We start from the raw sequence: 15,461 nt of genomic DNA, 5'->3' as shown, positions 1-15,461 counted from the left end.
TGACCATGTATCTGCTGCCAAGAATTGGCCGATCCTGGCAGCAGATACATGGTCATCGTCTGCGCTGTGCCGGTGGCAGCTCCCTACCCGGACGCCAGGCCTCGCGCGTCAGGACCTGAGCGACTTCGCCGACCAGGTGGTCGCCGGTCACGTGCGACGGGAAGAACCGCATGATGATGTTCTGCCCTTCTCCGACCAGTCCGTTCTGCCTGGTCGCGTCGCGCCGGACCTGGCGCTCGGCGCCGTGGTACTCCTGCGAGTCGATCTCGACGATCAGCCATCGGCCGTCGCCCAGATACCAGACCAGGTCGGCCCGGCCAAGAAACCGGCCCCGAGCGTCGAAGAAGTCACGCTGCAGGTCATCGGGCGCGATGCCGGCGTCGTGCAGTCGCAGGCGTGCGTGGCTCTCCGGCGGTGACTCGGCCCGGCCGTCCGTCATTGGCAGGTAGGGGATCACTTTCAGCGAGCCCTTGCGGCGGGCGAGCCGGCGCCGGATCACCGCGATGTCGTCCGTTCGGATCAGGCCCTGGTTCAGGGCGTTGTCCAGGCATGCGACCGCCTGGTCGCGGGAGAGTGTCGGCAGGGCCTGGACCAGCGCGCACCGCACCGTGGCCACGTCGCGGCCGGCGATCTCGACCGTCTCCAGGCCTGTCGCGTACTGCCGGAACGCGATGCCCTGCCGCGACTTGCGCGCCACACCGTGCGGAAAGGTCACCTCAGGAGTGATCCGTCGGGGGAGCCCTTTGACCCCGTGCAGCGCCAGCGCGCACATCCCGACCGAGATCGTGTGCCGGTTGGTCAGCAGTGCGGACCAGGCTGCCCGGAGCCGGTCCACGTCGAGGGGGTGCAGGCCGCTCGGGACGATGCCCGTGTCGAAGACTCCGCGTGTCACGCGCTGCCAGGAGCCTCCGGCCACCAGGTTGCGGCGCTGCGATGGCCCGACGTCGACGGCATCGCACTGCCAGGACGACACGAGGCCGGCCTGCCTCCGCGCGCGATTCAGGAGCGGCTGCGGGAGGCGCTTTCTTCTCGGCATGCCGTCATTACACCTGATAATGCTCTTTGTTGGCTGTTGTTATCCACAGCCTCAGAGCTGACCATGTACCTGCTGCCAAGAATTCGCCGATCTTGGCAGCAGGTACATGGTCAACTTTCCAGGCTCAGGGTGTCGATGAAGGTGTCCACCAGGGCCGAGCTTTTCTCCGGCAGGTTCATCGTGACGATGTACCTGCCGGGGTCGCCGGCGCGGTGGATCAGGATCCGGACCGGAGTGGCCGACGAATCGGCGTCCGGGTTCCCGCCCGCCGCCGCGAAGAGGTCTGCCGTTCCCTCTTCGACGGAGGCCAGGCTCGACCCGGGCAGGTCGAACGACGTGGCCTCGGGTCCCGGCGTCTGGGTCAGGCCGCCGGCCTTCGAGTCGTAGAACTCGTAGTCCGGGGTGACGTAGGCGACCCGGAGGAACGGCGGCGAGTCCGGGTCCTCGCTGCTGTGCCACATGTCGGACGTCTCGCCGGGCTCGTCGTGGGCCGGGCCGCTGGTCACGATCTCGGGCGGCAAGGCGTAGGTGAGCCCCTCCAGCTCGTGCACGCTCCAGCCGTCGGGTGTGCCCGCCGACCCCAGCGCCTCCCGTGCCGCCGCCTGCACGTCCTCTGCACGCCGCTCCTCCACCGACATCGAGGCGTCTGACGACACCGACGTCGACCCGCCTGGAAGGAGCTCGCCCGGCGCCGTCGGGCCGTTGAGGGCAAGTGCGGCACCGGCGACGGCGGCCACCGTCAGCATGCCGCCGCCGGTCGCGAAGACCGCCCGGCGCGTGCGCGTGCGTCGGATCGCCACGCTCGACATGGCGTGCGGGTTGGTGCTGGTGGGCGGCACGACGTCGGCGCTCAGGTCGCGCAGGTGCGCCACCCAGCTCTCGTCGACCGGCTCGAGGGTTGAGCGGCTGTTCGTGGTCATGCGTCCTGTCCTTCCGACAGCAGGTCGCGCAGGCGGGTGAGTCCGCGTGCGCCTTGTGACTTCACGGTGCCGATGCTCACGCCGAGCTCCTCGGCGACATCGGCCTCCGACCGGTCGAGCAGGTGGCGCAGCACCACCACGCGGCGCTGGCCGGGGCCGAGCTGCCGCAGCGCGCGCACGAGGCGCTCCCGCTCGGCGACCTGCGCCCCGCTGTCGACGGCGGGGGAGCGTCTCGCCTCCTGGGTGACCGCGACGTCCTCCGGTGGTTGCAGGACCTCACGGCGCGTGCGCCGCCAGCCGTCGATCCGTGCGGTCGCCAGCACCCGGCGGGCGTACGCGAACGGGTTGCTGTCCTTGAGCCGGGACCAGTGCCGATAGGTGCGCTCCAGCGCGATCTGGGTGAGGTCATGGGCGCGGTGGTCGTCGCCGCACAGCAGGTAGGCGATGCGGTGCAGGGCGGCCGTGCTGTCGACGGCGAAGAGCCGGAACTGCTCCTCCGCGGACGTCCCGGTGCGGACCACCGAGAACTCGGGCTCGGCCCGCCAGGGCCCACTGACCGCTGCGCCGGCCGGCGGACCGGTCGCTTGGCTGATTGCGTTCATGACAACAGGACGCACGCGGGGCGGGAACAGGTTGCACGCCAGGCTTTTCCGGTTGCCGCCGCCCGGTACGATTGCCTGACAGGCATCGACCCGGCCATCACCGGTGAGCCTCCGGAAGAACAGGTAGCCCGCCGTCCCTGAGCTGTCGAAGGGTCGGGCAGCGGGAACCCCAGTAGAACCGGACGGGTAGGCCCGTCACAGCCGTCAACGAGCGGCCGCACGCGGGAGCGAGCGGCAAGCGGGGTGGTACCGCGGCGCACCGAAGGTGTGGCGTCCTCGCAGCAGAGCAAGACCGAAGTTCACCTGCTGCCGAACGCTGAACCGCCAGGAGCCACCGAATCATGGCCTATCCGCTGCACCGTCCCAGCGACGCCGAGGGCACCGTGCCCGCGTCGCCCAGCCTGCCCGATCTCGAGCGCGACATCCTCGCGTACTGGGAGCAGGACGACACGTTCCGCGCGTCCGTCGAGGCCCGACCGGCCGGTGAGAACGGGAGCAACGAGTTCGTCTTCTACGACGGTCCGCCGTTCGCGAACGGCCTGCCGCACTACGGTCACCTGCTGACCGGGTACGCGAAGGACGTCGTGCCGCGCTACCGGACGATGCGCGGCCAGCGCGTCGAGCGCCGCTTCGGCTGGGACACGCACGGCCTGCCCGCCGAGCTGGAGGCCATGAGCCAGCTCGGGATCAAGACCAAGGACGAGATCGTCGAGCTCGGCATCGACAAGTTCAACGAGGCCTGCCGGTCCAGCGTGCTCAAGTACACCGACGAGTGGCGCACGTACGTGACGCGCCAGGCCCGGTGGGTGGACTTCGAGGGTGACTACAAGACCCTCGACCCCACGTTCATGGAGTCGGTGCTCTGGGCCTTCAAGTCGCTGTTCGACAAGGGCCTCATCTACGAGGGCTTCCGCGTGCTGCCCTACTGCTGGAACGACCAGACCCCGCTGAGCAACCACGAGCTGCGCATGGACGACGACGTCTACCAGCAGCGGCAGGATCCGTCGGTGACCGTCGGGTTCGCGGTGACCGAGGTCTCGACAAGCTCGACCAGTGGGGACGACGCGCTCCGCGTCGGTGACCACCTGCTGATCTGGACCACGACCCCGTGGACGTTGCCCTCCAACCTGCTCGTCATGGTGGGCCCGGACGTCGACTACGCGATCGTCGAGTCCTCCTTCACCGGTACCCCGCAGCGGTACGTGCTCGCAGAGGCGCGCGTGGACGCCTACGCACGCGAGCTGACGGACGAGGGTGCCGAGGCGCCGAACGTCGTCGGGCGACTCAAGGGCAGCGACCTCCTTGGCGCCGCCTACGCCCCGCCGTTCTCCTACTTCGCGGGCCACGAGGGCGCGCACCGGGTGGTCGAGGCCGACTTCGTCACGACCACCGACGGTACGGGCCTGGTCCACAACGCCGGTGCCTTCGGTGAGGAGGACAAGCAGGTCAGCGACCGTGAGGGCGTGGAGCCCGTCATCCCCGTCGGGGCGGACGGACGCTTCACCTTCCCCGTCGAGGAGTACGCCGGGCTGCAGGTCTTCGACGCGAACGCGCCGATCATCGACCACCTCAAGGCCCGGACGCGCGGTATGGCGGACGACGAGGCGGGGCGGACGTCGTCGGGCACCGTGCTGCTGCGCCGCGAGCAGTACGCGCACTCCTACCCGCACTGCTGGCGCTGCCGCCAGCCGCTGATCTACATGGGCGTGTCCTCGTGGTTCGTCGAGGTGTCGAAGTTCAAGGACCGCATGGTCGAGCTGAACGAGCAGATCACCTGGGTGCCCGACCACATCAAGCAGGGGCAGTTCGGCAAGTGGCTGGAGAACGCGCGCGACTGGTCCATCACGCGCAACCGGTTCTGGGGCTCGCCCGTGCCGGTGTGGAAGTCGGACAACCCGGCCTACCCGCGCATCGACGTGTACGGGTCGTTCGCGGAGATCGAGCGTGACTTCGGCCGGGTGCCGCAGGACAAGGACGGCAACCCGGACCTGCACCGCCCGTTCGTGGACGACCTGACGCGGCCCAACCCGGACGACCCGTCGGGGCAGTCCACCATGCGCCGCGTCGAGGACGTCCTGGACGTCTGGTTCGACTCGGGCTCGATGCCGTACGCGCAGGTGCACTACCCGTTCGAGAACGCCGACTGGTTCGAGCACCACTACCCGGGCGACTTCATCGTCGAGTACATCGGGCAGACGCGCGGCTGGTTCTACACGCTGCACGTCCTGGCCACCGCCCTGTTCGACCGGCCGTCGTTCCAGACGGCGCTCTCGCACGGCATCGTGCTGGGCTCCGACGGCCGCAAGATGTCGAAGTCGCTGAAGAACTACCCGGACGTCAACGAGGTCTTCGACCGCGACGGTTCCGACGCGATGCGCTGGTTCCTCATGGCGTCGCCCATCCTGCGGGGCGGCAACCTCGTGGTCACCGAGGAGGGCATCCGCGACGCCGTCCGCCAGGTGCTGCTGCCGCTGTGGAGCACGTACTACTTCTACACGCTGTATGCCAATGCCGCCGACGACGGCGCCGGCTACTCCGCGCAGCCCCTGACCGCCGAGCGGGTGGCCGGGCTGCCGGTCATGGACCGCTACCTGCTGGCGCGCACGCGCGGGCTGGTCGCGGACGTGACCGAGCGGCTCGACGGGTACGACATCGCCGGTGCCTGCGAGTCCGTCCGCCAGTACCTCGACGCCCTGACCAACTGGTACGTGCGCACCCAGCGGGACCGGTTCTGGGCGGAGGACGCCGACGCCTTCGACACGCTGTCAGCGGCACTCGAGGTGCTGTGCCGGGTCATGGCGCCGCTGGCGCCGCTGCTCACGGAGGAGGTCTGGCGCGGGCTGACCGGTGGGCGCTCGGTCCACCTGGCGGACTGGCCGTCGCTGGCCGGGTCTGCCGGGACCCCCGGCTACGTCGGCGACACGCTCGTGGCCGACGACGCCCTCGTCGCCGCCGTCGAGTCCGCGCGGGCGGTGGTGTCGCAGACGCTGGCGCTGCGCAAGGCGAACAAGCTGCGCGTGCGGCAGCCGCTGCGGTCGCTCGTCGTGGCCGTGGCGGACCCGGACGGCGTCGCGCCGTTCACCGGGCTGATGGAGACCGAGCTGAACGTCAAGGAGGTGCGCCTGGTCGAGTTCTCGCCCGAGGTCGCCGCCGAGTTCGGTGTGACCGAGCGGCTCGCGGTGAACGCCCGGGCCGCCGGGCCGCGCCTGGGCCGCGGCGTGCAGGCTGTGATCAAGGCGGCGAAGTCCGGTGCGTGGTCGGTCTCCGGGTCCGGCGCCGTGGTGGTCGCCACGGAGACCGGCGACGTGGAGCTGCTGGAGACGGAGTACGAGCTGACGACCGTGGTGGGTGGCGAGTCGGCGGAGTCGGCGGAGTCGGCCGAGGTCGCGGCCGCCGTGCTGTCGGGCGGCGGCTTCGTGGTGCTCGACCTCGGGCTCGACGAAGCGCTGCGCGCCGAGGGCTACGCCCGCGACGTCGTCCGCGACGTGCAGGATGCGCGCAAGGCCGCCGGTCTGCAGGTCGCCGACCGGATCACGCTCGACCTGACGGTGCCGGCCGAGTGGGTCGCCGCCGTCGAGCAGCATCGCGAGCTGGTGACGCGCGAGACTCTCGCGGCGTCGTTCACGGTGACGGCCGGTGCCGCCGGAGCCGAGCGCAAGGTGTCGGTGACGAAGGCCTGACCGGGGGCCGGACTGTGGCCCCGGTCCGGTCCGGTCCGGTCCGGCCGGGTCCGGCCCGGTCCGCCTCGAGAATGAGTTCGGGTACCGATTCGCACCGGAATCGGTACCCGAAGTCGTTCTCGAGCCGGACCTCGGTGACCCAGACTGGCCTCGGTGGCTCCAGGCGGACCGGACGAGCTCAGCTGTCGATGCGGGCGTCCCAGTGGTCCAGGATGTCGACCATCGGGATGCCGTAGACGTAGGAGAAGCACTGGGTCGACACGGACGTCCGGCCGCAGCTGCGGCGATTCGAGCCGCCGTCGATCATGCCGCGGGCATACGCCTTGCCGTCGATGACCGTGTACATCGGCCCGCCGCTGTCGCCTCCGCCCACCACGACGCCGTCGTCGTCGCGGCTGGCGCGGAAGCCGTGGCAGGTCTGCTTGCCGCAGGTCCACGCGATGTCCGTGGCGCGGATCGTCGAGCAGTGCTCTCCGGTGACAGCACCGGAGCTGCAGATGTGCTGCCCGACGGCCGGCCGTTGCACGGCGGCGACCGGAAACCGGTAGCGGTCATGGGCGCGGGTCGCGTTCCACGGGCCGCCCAGGACGGCGCCCGCCGTCTCGGGTTCGCCGACGGGGTCGATGAGCTGGGCGTCGACCTCGGGGGCGCGGTGGGTGACCGTGCCCAGCCGCTGCCCCGCACCGTCGCGGACCAGGTCGCCCACCTTCTTGTTGCAGTGCGCGGCCGTGACGATCCGGTGGTCGTCCGCTCCGGTGACTATCGAGAACCCCGTCGTGCAGTAGTCGGTACCGTCCTTGGCCGCGATCGCCCCGCCGGCGTTCCACGGTGCCTGGTCGTTACGGCGGCCGCCCGCGGTGGACTCGACGGCGTGGTGGATCGTCTGGAGCCGCACCGGCACCCCCGCCACTCGCTCCAGCTTCCGGTCCAGGGCGTCCGCGCCCGGGGCGGTCGGGCCACTGCTGACCTCGACCACCAGACCCGCGTAGTTCTTCGCCGGCAGGACAGTGAGCACGGTGACGGGGGCAGGTGCCGTGCGCTGGGCGTCCAGGAGGCGGGCGCTGGCGGCATGCAGGTCGGCTCCGCTGAGCGCCGTCCGCCTGACCTCGACCTCCACGCCGTCGGGAACCCGTTCCGCCAGTGCATTGAGCGCGGGCGGCGGCGTGTCCTTCCAGGAGACGGTCACCTTCGAGGCCTCGTAGTCGACGGCCACCCCCGCATAGCCAGGGACCTCTGCGAGTGCTGTGGCGACGCCGGCGGCACGGTCGACGGCAGCCTGCCTGGCTGTGCGGATCTCTGCGGACTTCTGCTCGGCATTGTTCGTCTCCGGCTGCCCGACGGCGGTGGTGCCGGCCGCCGCCGGAACAGTGAGTGCCGCGGTCAACGCCATGGTCCCGACGAGAATCGCACGCTGTACCCTGCTGTTTCGCCTCATGCTGCCGCTTCCCCATGACGAACCCGAAGCACCGCCTGCTGACGCCGCGGAGTCATCGTTCTTCAGGGGGTGAAATCCCGCAACACGGTGTGTGATGTGCGGTGACGCCCCGAAGTGTCACCAGTGTCGCGTCGTCAGCACAGCTTCTGGGATGGGACTGCCTGCCACCTGCCGAGCGCCCCGCGGACGACCATGTATCTGCTGCCAGGATCCGCCGGTTTCTGGCAGCAGATACATGGTCAACCTGCTGCGCGTCCTTGGATGTGGGCAGCAGGTGTGATCCACCCGTTTCGCTCCAGTGGCCTGAGGAAACCTATCCTCAGTACGTGGCCGAACCTCTGAAGAAGACACTCCGCGACGGATCCAAGAACCGCCGTGGCACCAGCCGCGGTGCCGAGAACGCAGATCCCGCGACCCAGGAGGCGCTCAACGCCGTCTACCGGGAGATCCTGTCCCGGCAACCCGAGCACGACATCGACCCCACCATGGCCCGCGTCGAGCGCGTCCTCGAACTCCTCGGCGACCCGCAAAAGGCCTACCGGACGGTCCACGTCACCGGGACCAACGGCAAGTCCTCCACCGCGCGCATGGTCGAGCGACTCGTGCGCGAGCACGGCCTGCGCACCGGCCGATTCACGTCGCCGCACCTGACGAGCGTCACCGAGCGCATCGCCGTCGACGGCGAGCCGCTCAGCCAGGAACGCTTCGTCGAGGTGTTCGAGGACGTCGCGCCCTACATCGGCGTCGCGGACCGTGAGTCCCAGGAGCGGGGCGGCCCGCCCCTGAGCTTCTTCGAGGTGCTCACCGTCATGGCCTTCGCCGCCTTCGCGGACGCGCCCGTCGACGTCGCGGTCATCGAGGTCGGCATGGGCGGCACGTGGGACTCCACCAACGTGGTCGACGGCGAGGTCGCCGTCATCACCCCCGTCGCCATGGACCACGAGCGCTGGCTCGGGTCCACCCTCGACGAGATCGCGACGGAGAAGTCGGGGATCATCAAGGACGGCGCCGTCGCCGTGATCGCGGAGCAGCCGGACGCCGCCTTCGAACCCATCCTCGCGCGGTCCCAGAGCGCGGGCGCCCACCTGATCCGCGAGGGCGTGGACCTCGAGGTCGTGGACCGCCGGGTCGCCGTCGGCGGTCAGCTCATCGACCTGCGCACGCCGGCCGGCGTCTACACCGAGATCTTCCTGCCCCTGCACGGGGCTCACCAGGCGCACAACGCGCTGCTGGCGCTCGCGGCCACCGAGGCCCTGATCAGCGGCGGGCGCGCGCTCGGCGCCGAGATCGTGGAGGCGGCGTTCGGCGACGTCGACGCGCCCGGGCGCCTCGAGGTGGTGCGGACCAGCCCGACGGTGGTGGTCGACGTCGCACACAACCCTGCCGGCGCGGAAGCCGTGGTGGAGGCGCTGGAGGAGTCGTTCAACCTGGAGCACATCGTCGCTGTCGTGGCCGTCATGGCGGACAAGGACGCCGAGGGGCTCCTGTCCGTGCTCGAGCCGACCGTCGCGGAGGTCGTGGTGACCCGGAACTCCTCGGAGCGGTCGGCGGACCCGGAGACGCTCGCCGAAGTAGCCCGCGAGGTCTTCGGTGAGGAGCGCGTGCACGTAGCCGGACGTCTCGACGAGGCGCTGCAGCTCGCGGCCGACCTCGTGGAGGCCAACGACAAGCACGGCGGCGGCGTCGGCACCGGCGTGCTCGTCACCGGTTCTGTCGTCACGGTCGCGGACACCCGCATCCTGGTCGGCCGCGGCTGACCGCCCACAACCGAGGGGCTGGGTGCTGTACGTCCGGCGACATTCTGGTGTTACATGAACTCAGGGGACTCGTGTGCGGGCCTGGCTCCGCCGCCGGGTCGAACAGCCCCGCGAGGAGGCCGGAAGTGAAGAAGCTGCTGAACGATCCCGCCGATGCCGTGGCCGATTCCCTGGCCGGCTTCGCGCTCGCCCACCCCGACCTGGTCCGGCTCAGCTCGACGCCGGTGTTCGTCTGCCGCGCCGGGGGTGCCGTGACGGGCAAGGTGGGCCTCGTCAGCGGCGGCGGTTCGGGGCACGAGCCGTTGCACGCCGGCTTCGTTGGCGACGGCATGCTCGACGCCGCCGTCCCGGGCGCCGTGTTCACCTCCCCGACGCCGGACCAGATCCTGCCCGCGATCCAGGCGGCCGACGGCGGCGCCGGCGTACTCACGATCGTCAAGAACTACACGGGCGACGTGCTGAACTTCGAGACCGCCGTCGAGCTCGCCGTGGAGGAGGACATCGCCGTCGCGTCGGTGCTCGTGAACGACGACGTCGCCGTCGAGGACTCGCTCTACACCGCCGGCCGCCGTGGCGTGGCCGGGACGGTCGCCGTCGAGAAGATCGCGGGCGCGGCCGCGTACCGGGGCACCGACCTCGCCGGGGTCGCCGCCGTCGCGGAGCGCGTCATCGCGAACGTACGGTCCATGGGCGTCGCGCTGGCCGCACCGGTCGTGCCGCACGTCGGCGGGCCCAGCTTCGACCTCGGGGACGACGAGATCGAGGTGGGCATCGGGATCCATGGCGAGCCGGGCCGCCGTCGGGTGCCCGCTGCCGGTGCCGACGCGGTCACCGAGATGCTGGTGGCACCGGTCGCGGACGACCTGGACCTGGGCAGCGGCGAGCGAGTGTTGCTGTTCGTCAACGGTATGGGCGGCACGCCGCTGTCCGAGCTCTACGTGGTCTATGGTCGAGCGCGGCGCCTTCTCGAGGAGCGTGGCCTGACGGTTGCCCGTTCGCTGGTGGGCAACTACGTGACGTCCCTCGAGATGCAAGGGGCATCGGTCACCGTCCTCCGGCTGGACGACGAGCTGGAGGCCCTCTGGGACGCGCCGGTGAACACTGCAGCACTCCGGTGGTGAGACAGGAAGGGTTCCGGACATGGCGTTGGACGCGGACTGGGCGGAGCGATGGGTGCGTCGGACGGCGAACGCGATCGCGGACGCGAAGGGCGAGCTGACCGAGCTCGACCGGCAGATCGGCGACGGCGACCACGGCGAGAACCTGGACCGGGGCTTCAAGGCGGTGGTGGCGCGGCTCGACGACGTGGCGGCCGAGCCGGTGCCCGCCGACGAGCGGACCGTCGGCGACGTCCTGAAGCTCGTGGCGACCACGCTGATGTCGACGGTCGGCGGTGCGTCCGGGCCGCTCTACGGCACGGCCTACCTCCGGGCGGCCAAGGTGTCCGGTCGCCCGCAGATCGACCCGCCCGCCGTCGTCGCGGTGCTGGAGGCAGCCCTCGAAGGCGTGGCCTCGCGCGGCAAGGCGACGGTGGGGGAGAAGACGATGGTCGACGCTTGGCACGCGGCCGTCGAGGCCGGTGAGGCCGCCGCGGGCGACGGAGGCTCCGAGGTGGACGTCCTGCGGGCGGCCGCGGAGGCCGCCGACACGGCGGCGACGGGCACCATCCCGCTGATCGCGACCAAGGGCCGCGCCTCGTATCTCGGCGAACGCAGCGCGGGGCACGAGGACCCCGGCGCGCGGTCCACCGCGCTCGTCCTGGGCGCGGCGCTCGCCGCGGCCCTGTCGGGTCCGACGCCGGCCGACCCCCGCGGCGCCGCATGACGGCGCGCGTGGCTCTTGTCCTCGTCTCCCACTCCGTCGAGCTGGCGCGAGGGGTGGCGGAGCTCGCGGAGCAGATGGCGCCCGACGTCCTGATCCGCGGCGTGGGCGGCGGGCCCGACGGCGGTCTGGGCACCTCGCTCGACGCGGTCCAGAAGGCCCTCGCGGAGGTGCTGACGGCCCTGGCCGACGACACCGCCGGCGACGACGCTGGCGGCGGTGCGGACGGCGGCGGCGTCGTGGTGCTCGGGGACCTCGGGTCCTCGGTGCTCACCGTCGAGGCGGTGCTGGAGCTGGACGAGTCCCTGACCGAGCGTGTGGTGCTGGCGCGCGCGCCGTTCGTCGAGGGGGCCGTCGCCGCGGCGGTGACGGCGCACGGCGGCGCGGACCTCGGTGCGGTGCTGGAGTCGGCGACCGCGTCGATCCGGATGTTCGCCGCGAGCGAGGCGACGCAGCCGCCCGAGGCGAGCGGGGCGACCTCGGGCGGGGAGTCGGAGAGCTCGCGCACCGTGACCGTCCGTAACCCGCTCGGCCTGCACGCGCGGCCGGCGGCGCTGGTGTCGCGCAAGGTGGCCGAGCTGGGCGCCACCGTGACGATCGACGGCGTGGACGCCTCGAGCGTGCTGCAGCTGATGGCCCTCGGGGCCACGCAGGGGCGCGAGCTGCGCGTCGAGGCGACGGGGGAGCGGGCCGCTGAGGCGGTGGCGACCGTCGTCGAGATGATCGACGGTGGCTTCGGCGAGGTGTGACCGCCGTCTCAGCTTTTTGCAGTTGATGAATTTTTGCGTGCAGTGCAAGAATTAGCGCATGGTCCCCACCGCCTCCCGCGAGCCAGCCGCGCCCGCTGACGCCGAGCCGCGCCCTGACCTGCGTGAGCTCGCCGCGGCGCTCGAGGGGACACCGGCCGAGCAGGGGCTGCGCGAGCGCAAGAAGCGCGCCCGGCGTGCGGCGCTGATCGACGCCGCGCAGGCGCTGGTCGCGGAGCACGGCCTCGATGCCGTGACGGTCGAGATGATCAGCGCAGAGGCCGGGGTCTCGGCCCGCACCTTCTTCAACTACTTCGAGACCAAGGACGACGCGGTGCTCGGCGCGGAGGACGTCGGCCTGTCGGAGGACGACATCCGGACGTTCGTCGACGGCGGTCCGACGGGCCGGCTGCTGTCCGACCTGCAGTCCCTGGTCTCCTCCCTGCTCACGCCGCACGCGGAGACCCACGGCCGGACGGTGCGGGCGATGGATCTCCTGCAGCGTGAGCCGCGTCTGCTGCAGCGCCACGTGGTCTGGATGGACCGGCACAAGACCCAGCTCGTCGAGCTCTTCGAGGCCCGCCGGGCGGTCAAGCCGTTCAGCACCGACAACGAGCTGCTCACGATGCTCGTCCTGCTCCTGATCCGCACCACGCTCGTCGCCTGGGAGCACACCGGGTACACCGGCGGCCCCGCCGACCACCTGCCCGCTGCCGTCGCGCAGCTCGTCGACGTCGTCGCGCACGACCTCGACTCCTGACCCTCGCTCCGCCTCCCCAGGCCCAGCTCGATCTGCTCCCCAGAAAGGCACACACCCCTCATGAGTCACGCCGTCACCGAGGCGCCGGACAAGCCGCTGGTGGTCCTCAACCAGCGCACGATCTGGCTGATCTTCGGGGCCCTGATGGCCTCGATGTTCCTGTCCTCCCTGGACCAGACCATCGTCGGCACCGCCATGCCCACCATCGTGGGCGAGCTGAACGGCGTGGAGCACCAGGGCTGGGTCATCACCGCCTACATCCTGGCGATCGCCATCGCGATGCCGCTGTACGGCAAGTTCGGTGACCTGTACGGCCGCCGCTGGCCGTTCCTCGTGGCGGTCGGTCTGTTCGTCGTCGCGTCCGTCGGCGGCGGCATGGCCCAGACGTTCGAGTCGCTCGTGGCCTGGCGCGCCGTGCAGGGCCTCGGCGGCGGCGGCCTGATGATCCTGTCGCAGGCGATCATCGCCGATATCATCCCCGCGTCCGACCGCGGTAAGTACATGGGTCCCATGGGCGCCCTGTTCGGCATCTCCGCCGTCGCGGGCCCGCTGCTCGGCGGCTGGCTCACCGACGGCCCGGGCTGGCGCTGGACGTTCTGGATCAACGTGCCGATCGGCATCGCCGCGTGGTTCATCGCCTACTTCGCGCTCAAGCTGCCCTCGCACCGCACCACCAGGCCCACCGACTGGGGCGGCATCCTGACCATGGCGCTGGGCACCACCGGCATCGTGCTGCTGACGAGCTGGGAGTCGCTCGGCAACGATGGCTACGACTGGTCCGACCCGATGCTCCTCGGCCTGGTGCTCGGCACCGCCGTCGTGGTCGGTCTGTTCGTGTTCATCGAGAACCGGGTGTCCGAACCGCTCATCCCGCTGCGGCTGTTCAAGAACCGCACGTTCACCATCACCACGCTCATCGGCCTGGTGCTCGGCATGGGCATGTTCTCCGCGATGGCGATGCTGCCGACGTTCCTGCAGATGTCGGCCGGCGCGGGGGTCACCGAGTCCGGCCTGCTGATGCTCCCGATGATGGCCGGCGTGATGCTGACCTCGATCGTCTCGGGCTTCGCGATATCGAAGACCGGCCGCTACAAGATGTACCCCGTCGCGGGTCTGGTCATCACGATCGCGGGCATGATCTGGCTGACCCGACTCGAGGGCGGCATGTCCCTGTGGCTGTTCGGCGCGATGATCTTCGTGCTCGGCGCCGGGATGGGCCTCATCATGCAGACGATCGTGCTCGCGGTGCAGAACTCGGTGGACCCGCACGAGCTGGGCACGGCGACGTCGTCGAACAACTTCTTCCGTGAGATCGGCGCCGCCGTCGGCACCGCGGCGTTCACCACGGTGTTCACCTCGCGCCTCTCGGACAACCTGGAGGGCGTCTTCGGCGGCCTCCCGGAGGGTGCGGCGCCCGCTGGTGGCAGCTCCGGCCTGACGCCGGCGATCGTGGAACAGCTCCCGGAGCCGCTGCGCAGCGGCGTGGTCGACGCGTTCGCGGACTCCCTCGCGCCGGCGTTCTGGTACCTCGTGCCCCTGGTCGCGGTGGGCCTCGTGCTCGCGCTCTTCCTCAAGGAGATCAAGCTCTCGGGCGAGGCCGGGATGGTGGCGCGCGGCGAGGCGGTCGTGGAGGACAAGGAGACGGATATCCTGGACCGGTGAGCAAGGACCAACCCACCCCCGGCGACCGCATCAAGCCCAAGAAGTCCGCGCTGGTGCAGTTCACGTCCACCACGCTGCTGCTCGAGGTGTTTCTCGTGCTGTTCGCGACGATGGTGGTGTGGGCACTGCGCGGCTCCGAGTTCGGGCGCGGGCCGCTCCAGATCGAGTCGAGCGCGGTGATCTGGGTGCTGGGCGGCGTCCTCGCCCTGGTGCTCGTGATCCTCTCGCGGGCCCAGGGCTCGGCCGCCGGCCGGGCGGCGGGCACCGTGGCGCAGATCCCGGTGCTCGCGATGGGCCTGCTGGTGCCCATGATGTACCTGGTCGGCGGCATCTTCGTGGTGCTGTGGATCTACGCGCTGCGGCTCGGTGCGCGCGTGGACCGGGAACGTGCGGAGTACGACGCCGCCCATCCGGAGACCGCCCCGAACATGGGCTGATCAGCCACCGAGGCGCCCGGTCATGTCTGTGCGCCGGCACGGATAGGGTTGCTCCATGACCGACGTCGCAGAGAAGACCCTGCCCACGGAGGCCTCGACGCAGCCCGTGGCCGAGCGCACCCTTGTCCTCGTCAAGCCGGACGGCGTCCGCCGCGGCCTGTCCGGCGAGATCCTGCGCCGCATCGAGGCCAAGGGCTACACGCTGCGGGCCGTGGAGCTGAAGAACGCCACCACCGAGCAGCTCGCCGCCCACTACGCCGAGCACGAGGGCAAGCCGTTCTACGGGCCCCTCGTCGAATTCATGATGTCGGGCCCGGTCCTGGCCGTCGTGGCGGAGGGCGAGGGCGTCATCCCCGGCTTCCGTTCGCTGGCAGGCGCCACCAACCCGACCGACGCCGCCCCCGGCACCATCCGGGGCGACCTGGGTCGCGACTGGGGCACCAAGGTGCAGCAGAACCTGGTGCACGGCTCGGACTCGCCGGAGTCGGCGGCGCGCGAGATCGCGCTCTGGTTCCCCGAGTTGGGCTGACGGACCGACCCGGCGCCGAACGGCACGGCGACGGCGTCGACCGGGGTTCCCGACTGCGTCGAAGGGGGGACCGCGG

Annotated in this window: 13 protein-coding genes; 9 read left to right on the top strand and 4 right to left on the bottom strand. The window is 70.8% G+C overall.

Annotated features, from left to right (window positions below; genetic code table 11):
• Positions 1 to 52 precede the first annotated feature (52 nt).
• The 3 genes from AB0F40_RS14455 to AB0F40_RS14445 form a co-directional block, all read right to left on the bottom strand.
• Complete coding sequence (locus AB0F40_RS14455; RefSeq protein WP_357468420.1) at positions 53 to 1,036, bottom strand: hypothetical protein; 984 nt, start codon at positions 1,034 to 1,036, stop codon at positions 53 to 55.
• 110 nt (positions 1,037 to 1,146) lie between these two features.
• On the bottom strand, positions 1,147 to 1,956 hold the full coding sequence (locus AB0F40_RS14450) for a hypothetical protein (protein WP_357468417.1): 810 nt from the start codon (positions 1,954 to 1,956) through the stop codon (positions 1,147 to 1,149).
• Positions 1,953 to 2,558 carry a SigE family RNA polymerase sigma factor gene (locus tag AB0F40_RS14445; protein WP_357468414.1) on the bottom strand — a complete coding sequence of 202 codons (606 nt, stop codon included), beginning with the start codon at positions 2,556 to 2,558 and terminating at the stop codon, positions 1,953 to 1,955. Before AB0F40_RS14445 ends, AB0F40_RS14450 begins: the two co-directional genes overlap by 4 nt.
• Positions 2,559 to 2,899: 341 nt before the next feature.
• Between AB0F40_RS14445 and ileS the strand changes: the two genes are divergently transcribed.
• Entirely contained in the window at positions 2,900 to 6,238 is a 3,339-nt protein-coding gene (gene ileS / locus AB0F40_RS14440) for an isoleucine--tRNA ligase (RefSeq protein ID WP_357468411.1), read from the top strand.
• A gap of 178 nt (positions 6,239 to 6,416) precedes the next feature.
• Here the strand turns inward: ileS and AB0F40_RS14435 are convergent, their stop codons facing one another.
• Positions 6,417 to 7,628: a hypothetical protein gene (locus AB0F40_RS14435; protein ID WP_357468408.1), complete on the bottom strand. Its 1,212-nt coding sequence runs from the start codon at positions 7,626 to 7,628 to the stop codon at positions 6,417 to 6,419.
• A 371-nt stretch (positions 7,629 to 7,999) separates the two neighbouring features.
• Here AB0F40_RS14435 and AB0F40_RS14430 point away from each other — a divergent pair, with 371 nt between their 5' ends.
• The 8 genes from AB0F40_RS14430 (at position 8,000) to ndk (ending at position 15,385) form a co-directional block, all read left to right on the top strand.
• A complete protein-coding gene (locus AB0F40_RS14430) occupies positions 8,000 to 9,430 on the top strand; it encodes a folylpolyglutamate synthase/dihydrofolate synthase family protein (protein ID WP_357468405.1) in 1,431 nt (476 codons plus the stop codon).
• A 125-nt stretch (positions 9,431 to 9,555) separates the two neighbouring features.
• On the top strand, positions 9,556 to 10,551 hold the full coding sequence (gene dhaK, locus AB0F40_RS14425) for a dihydroxyacetone kinase subunit DhaK (RefSeq protein ID WP_357468402.1): 996 nt from the start codon (positions 9,556 to 9,558) through the stop codon (positions 10,549 to 10,551).
• A 19-nt stretch (positions 10,552 to 10,570) separates the two neighbouring features.
• Positions 10,571 to 11,254 carry a dihydroxyacetone kinase subunit DhaL gene (gene dhaL, locus AB0F40_RS14420; protein WP_357468399.1) on the top strand — a complete coding sequence of 228 codons (684 nt, stop codon included), beginning with the start codon at positions 10,571 to 10,573 and terminating at the stop codon, positions 11,252 to 11,254.
• 8 nt (positions 11,255 to 11,262) lie between these two features.
• Positions 11,263 to 12,000: an HPr family phosphocarrier protein gene (locus tag AB0F40_RS14415; protein WP_357468397.1), complete on the top strand. Its 738-nt coding sequence runs from the start codon at positions 11,263 to 11,265 to the stop codon at positions 11,998 to 12,000.
• A 58-nt stretch (positions 12,001 to 12,058) separates the two neighbouring features.
• The gene (locus AB0F40_RS14410; RefSeq protein ID WP_357468394.1) at positions 12,059 to 12,757 is read left to right on the top strand and encodes a helix-turn-helix domain-containing protein; all 699 of its coding nucleotides are present in this window, start codon (positions 12,059 to 12,061) and stop codon (positions 12,755 to 12,757) included.
• A gap of 60 nt (positions 12,758 to 12,817) precedes the next feature.
• Positions 12,818 to 14,419: an MDR family MFS transporter gene (locus AB0F40_RS14405; RefSeq protein WP_357468391.1), complete on the top strand. Its 1,602-nt coding sequence runs from the start codon at positions 12,818 to 12,820 to the stop codon at positions 14,417 to 14,419.
• A complete protein-coding gene (locus AB0F40_RS14400; RefSeq protein WP_357468388.1) occupies positions 14,416 to 14,856 on the top strand; it encodes a DUF4233 domain-containing protein in 441 nt (146 codons plus the stop codon). The genes AB0F40_RS14405 and AB0F40_RS14400 overlap by 4 nt, the downstream gene beginning before the upstream one ends.
• Positions 14,857 to 14,911: 55 nt before the next feature.
• Positions 14,912 to 15,385, top strand: coding sequence for a nucleoside-diphosphate kinase (gene ndk, locus AB0F40_RS14395; protein WP_357468385.1), 474 nt, complete (start codon positions 14,912 to 14,914; stop codon positions 15,383 to 15,385).
• Positions 15,386 to 15,461: the final 76 nt, after the last annotated feature.

Source organism: Promicromonospora sp. NPDC023987 (assembly GCF_040639055.1).
Classification (GTDB): Bacteria; Actinomycetota; Actinomycetes; order Actinomycetales; family Cellulomonadaceae; genus Promicromonospora.
Note: the sequence above shows the minus strand (reverse complement) of the source record. Positions and strands in the feature narration are given on the sequence as shown.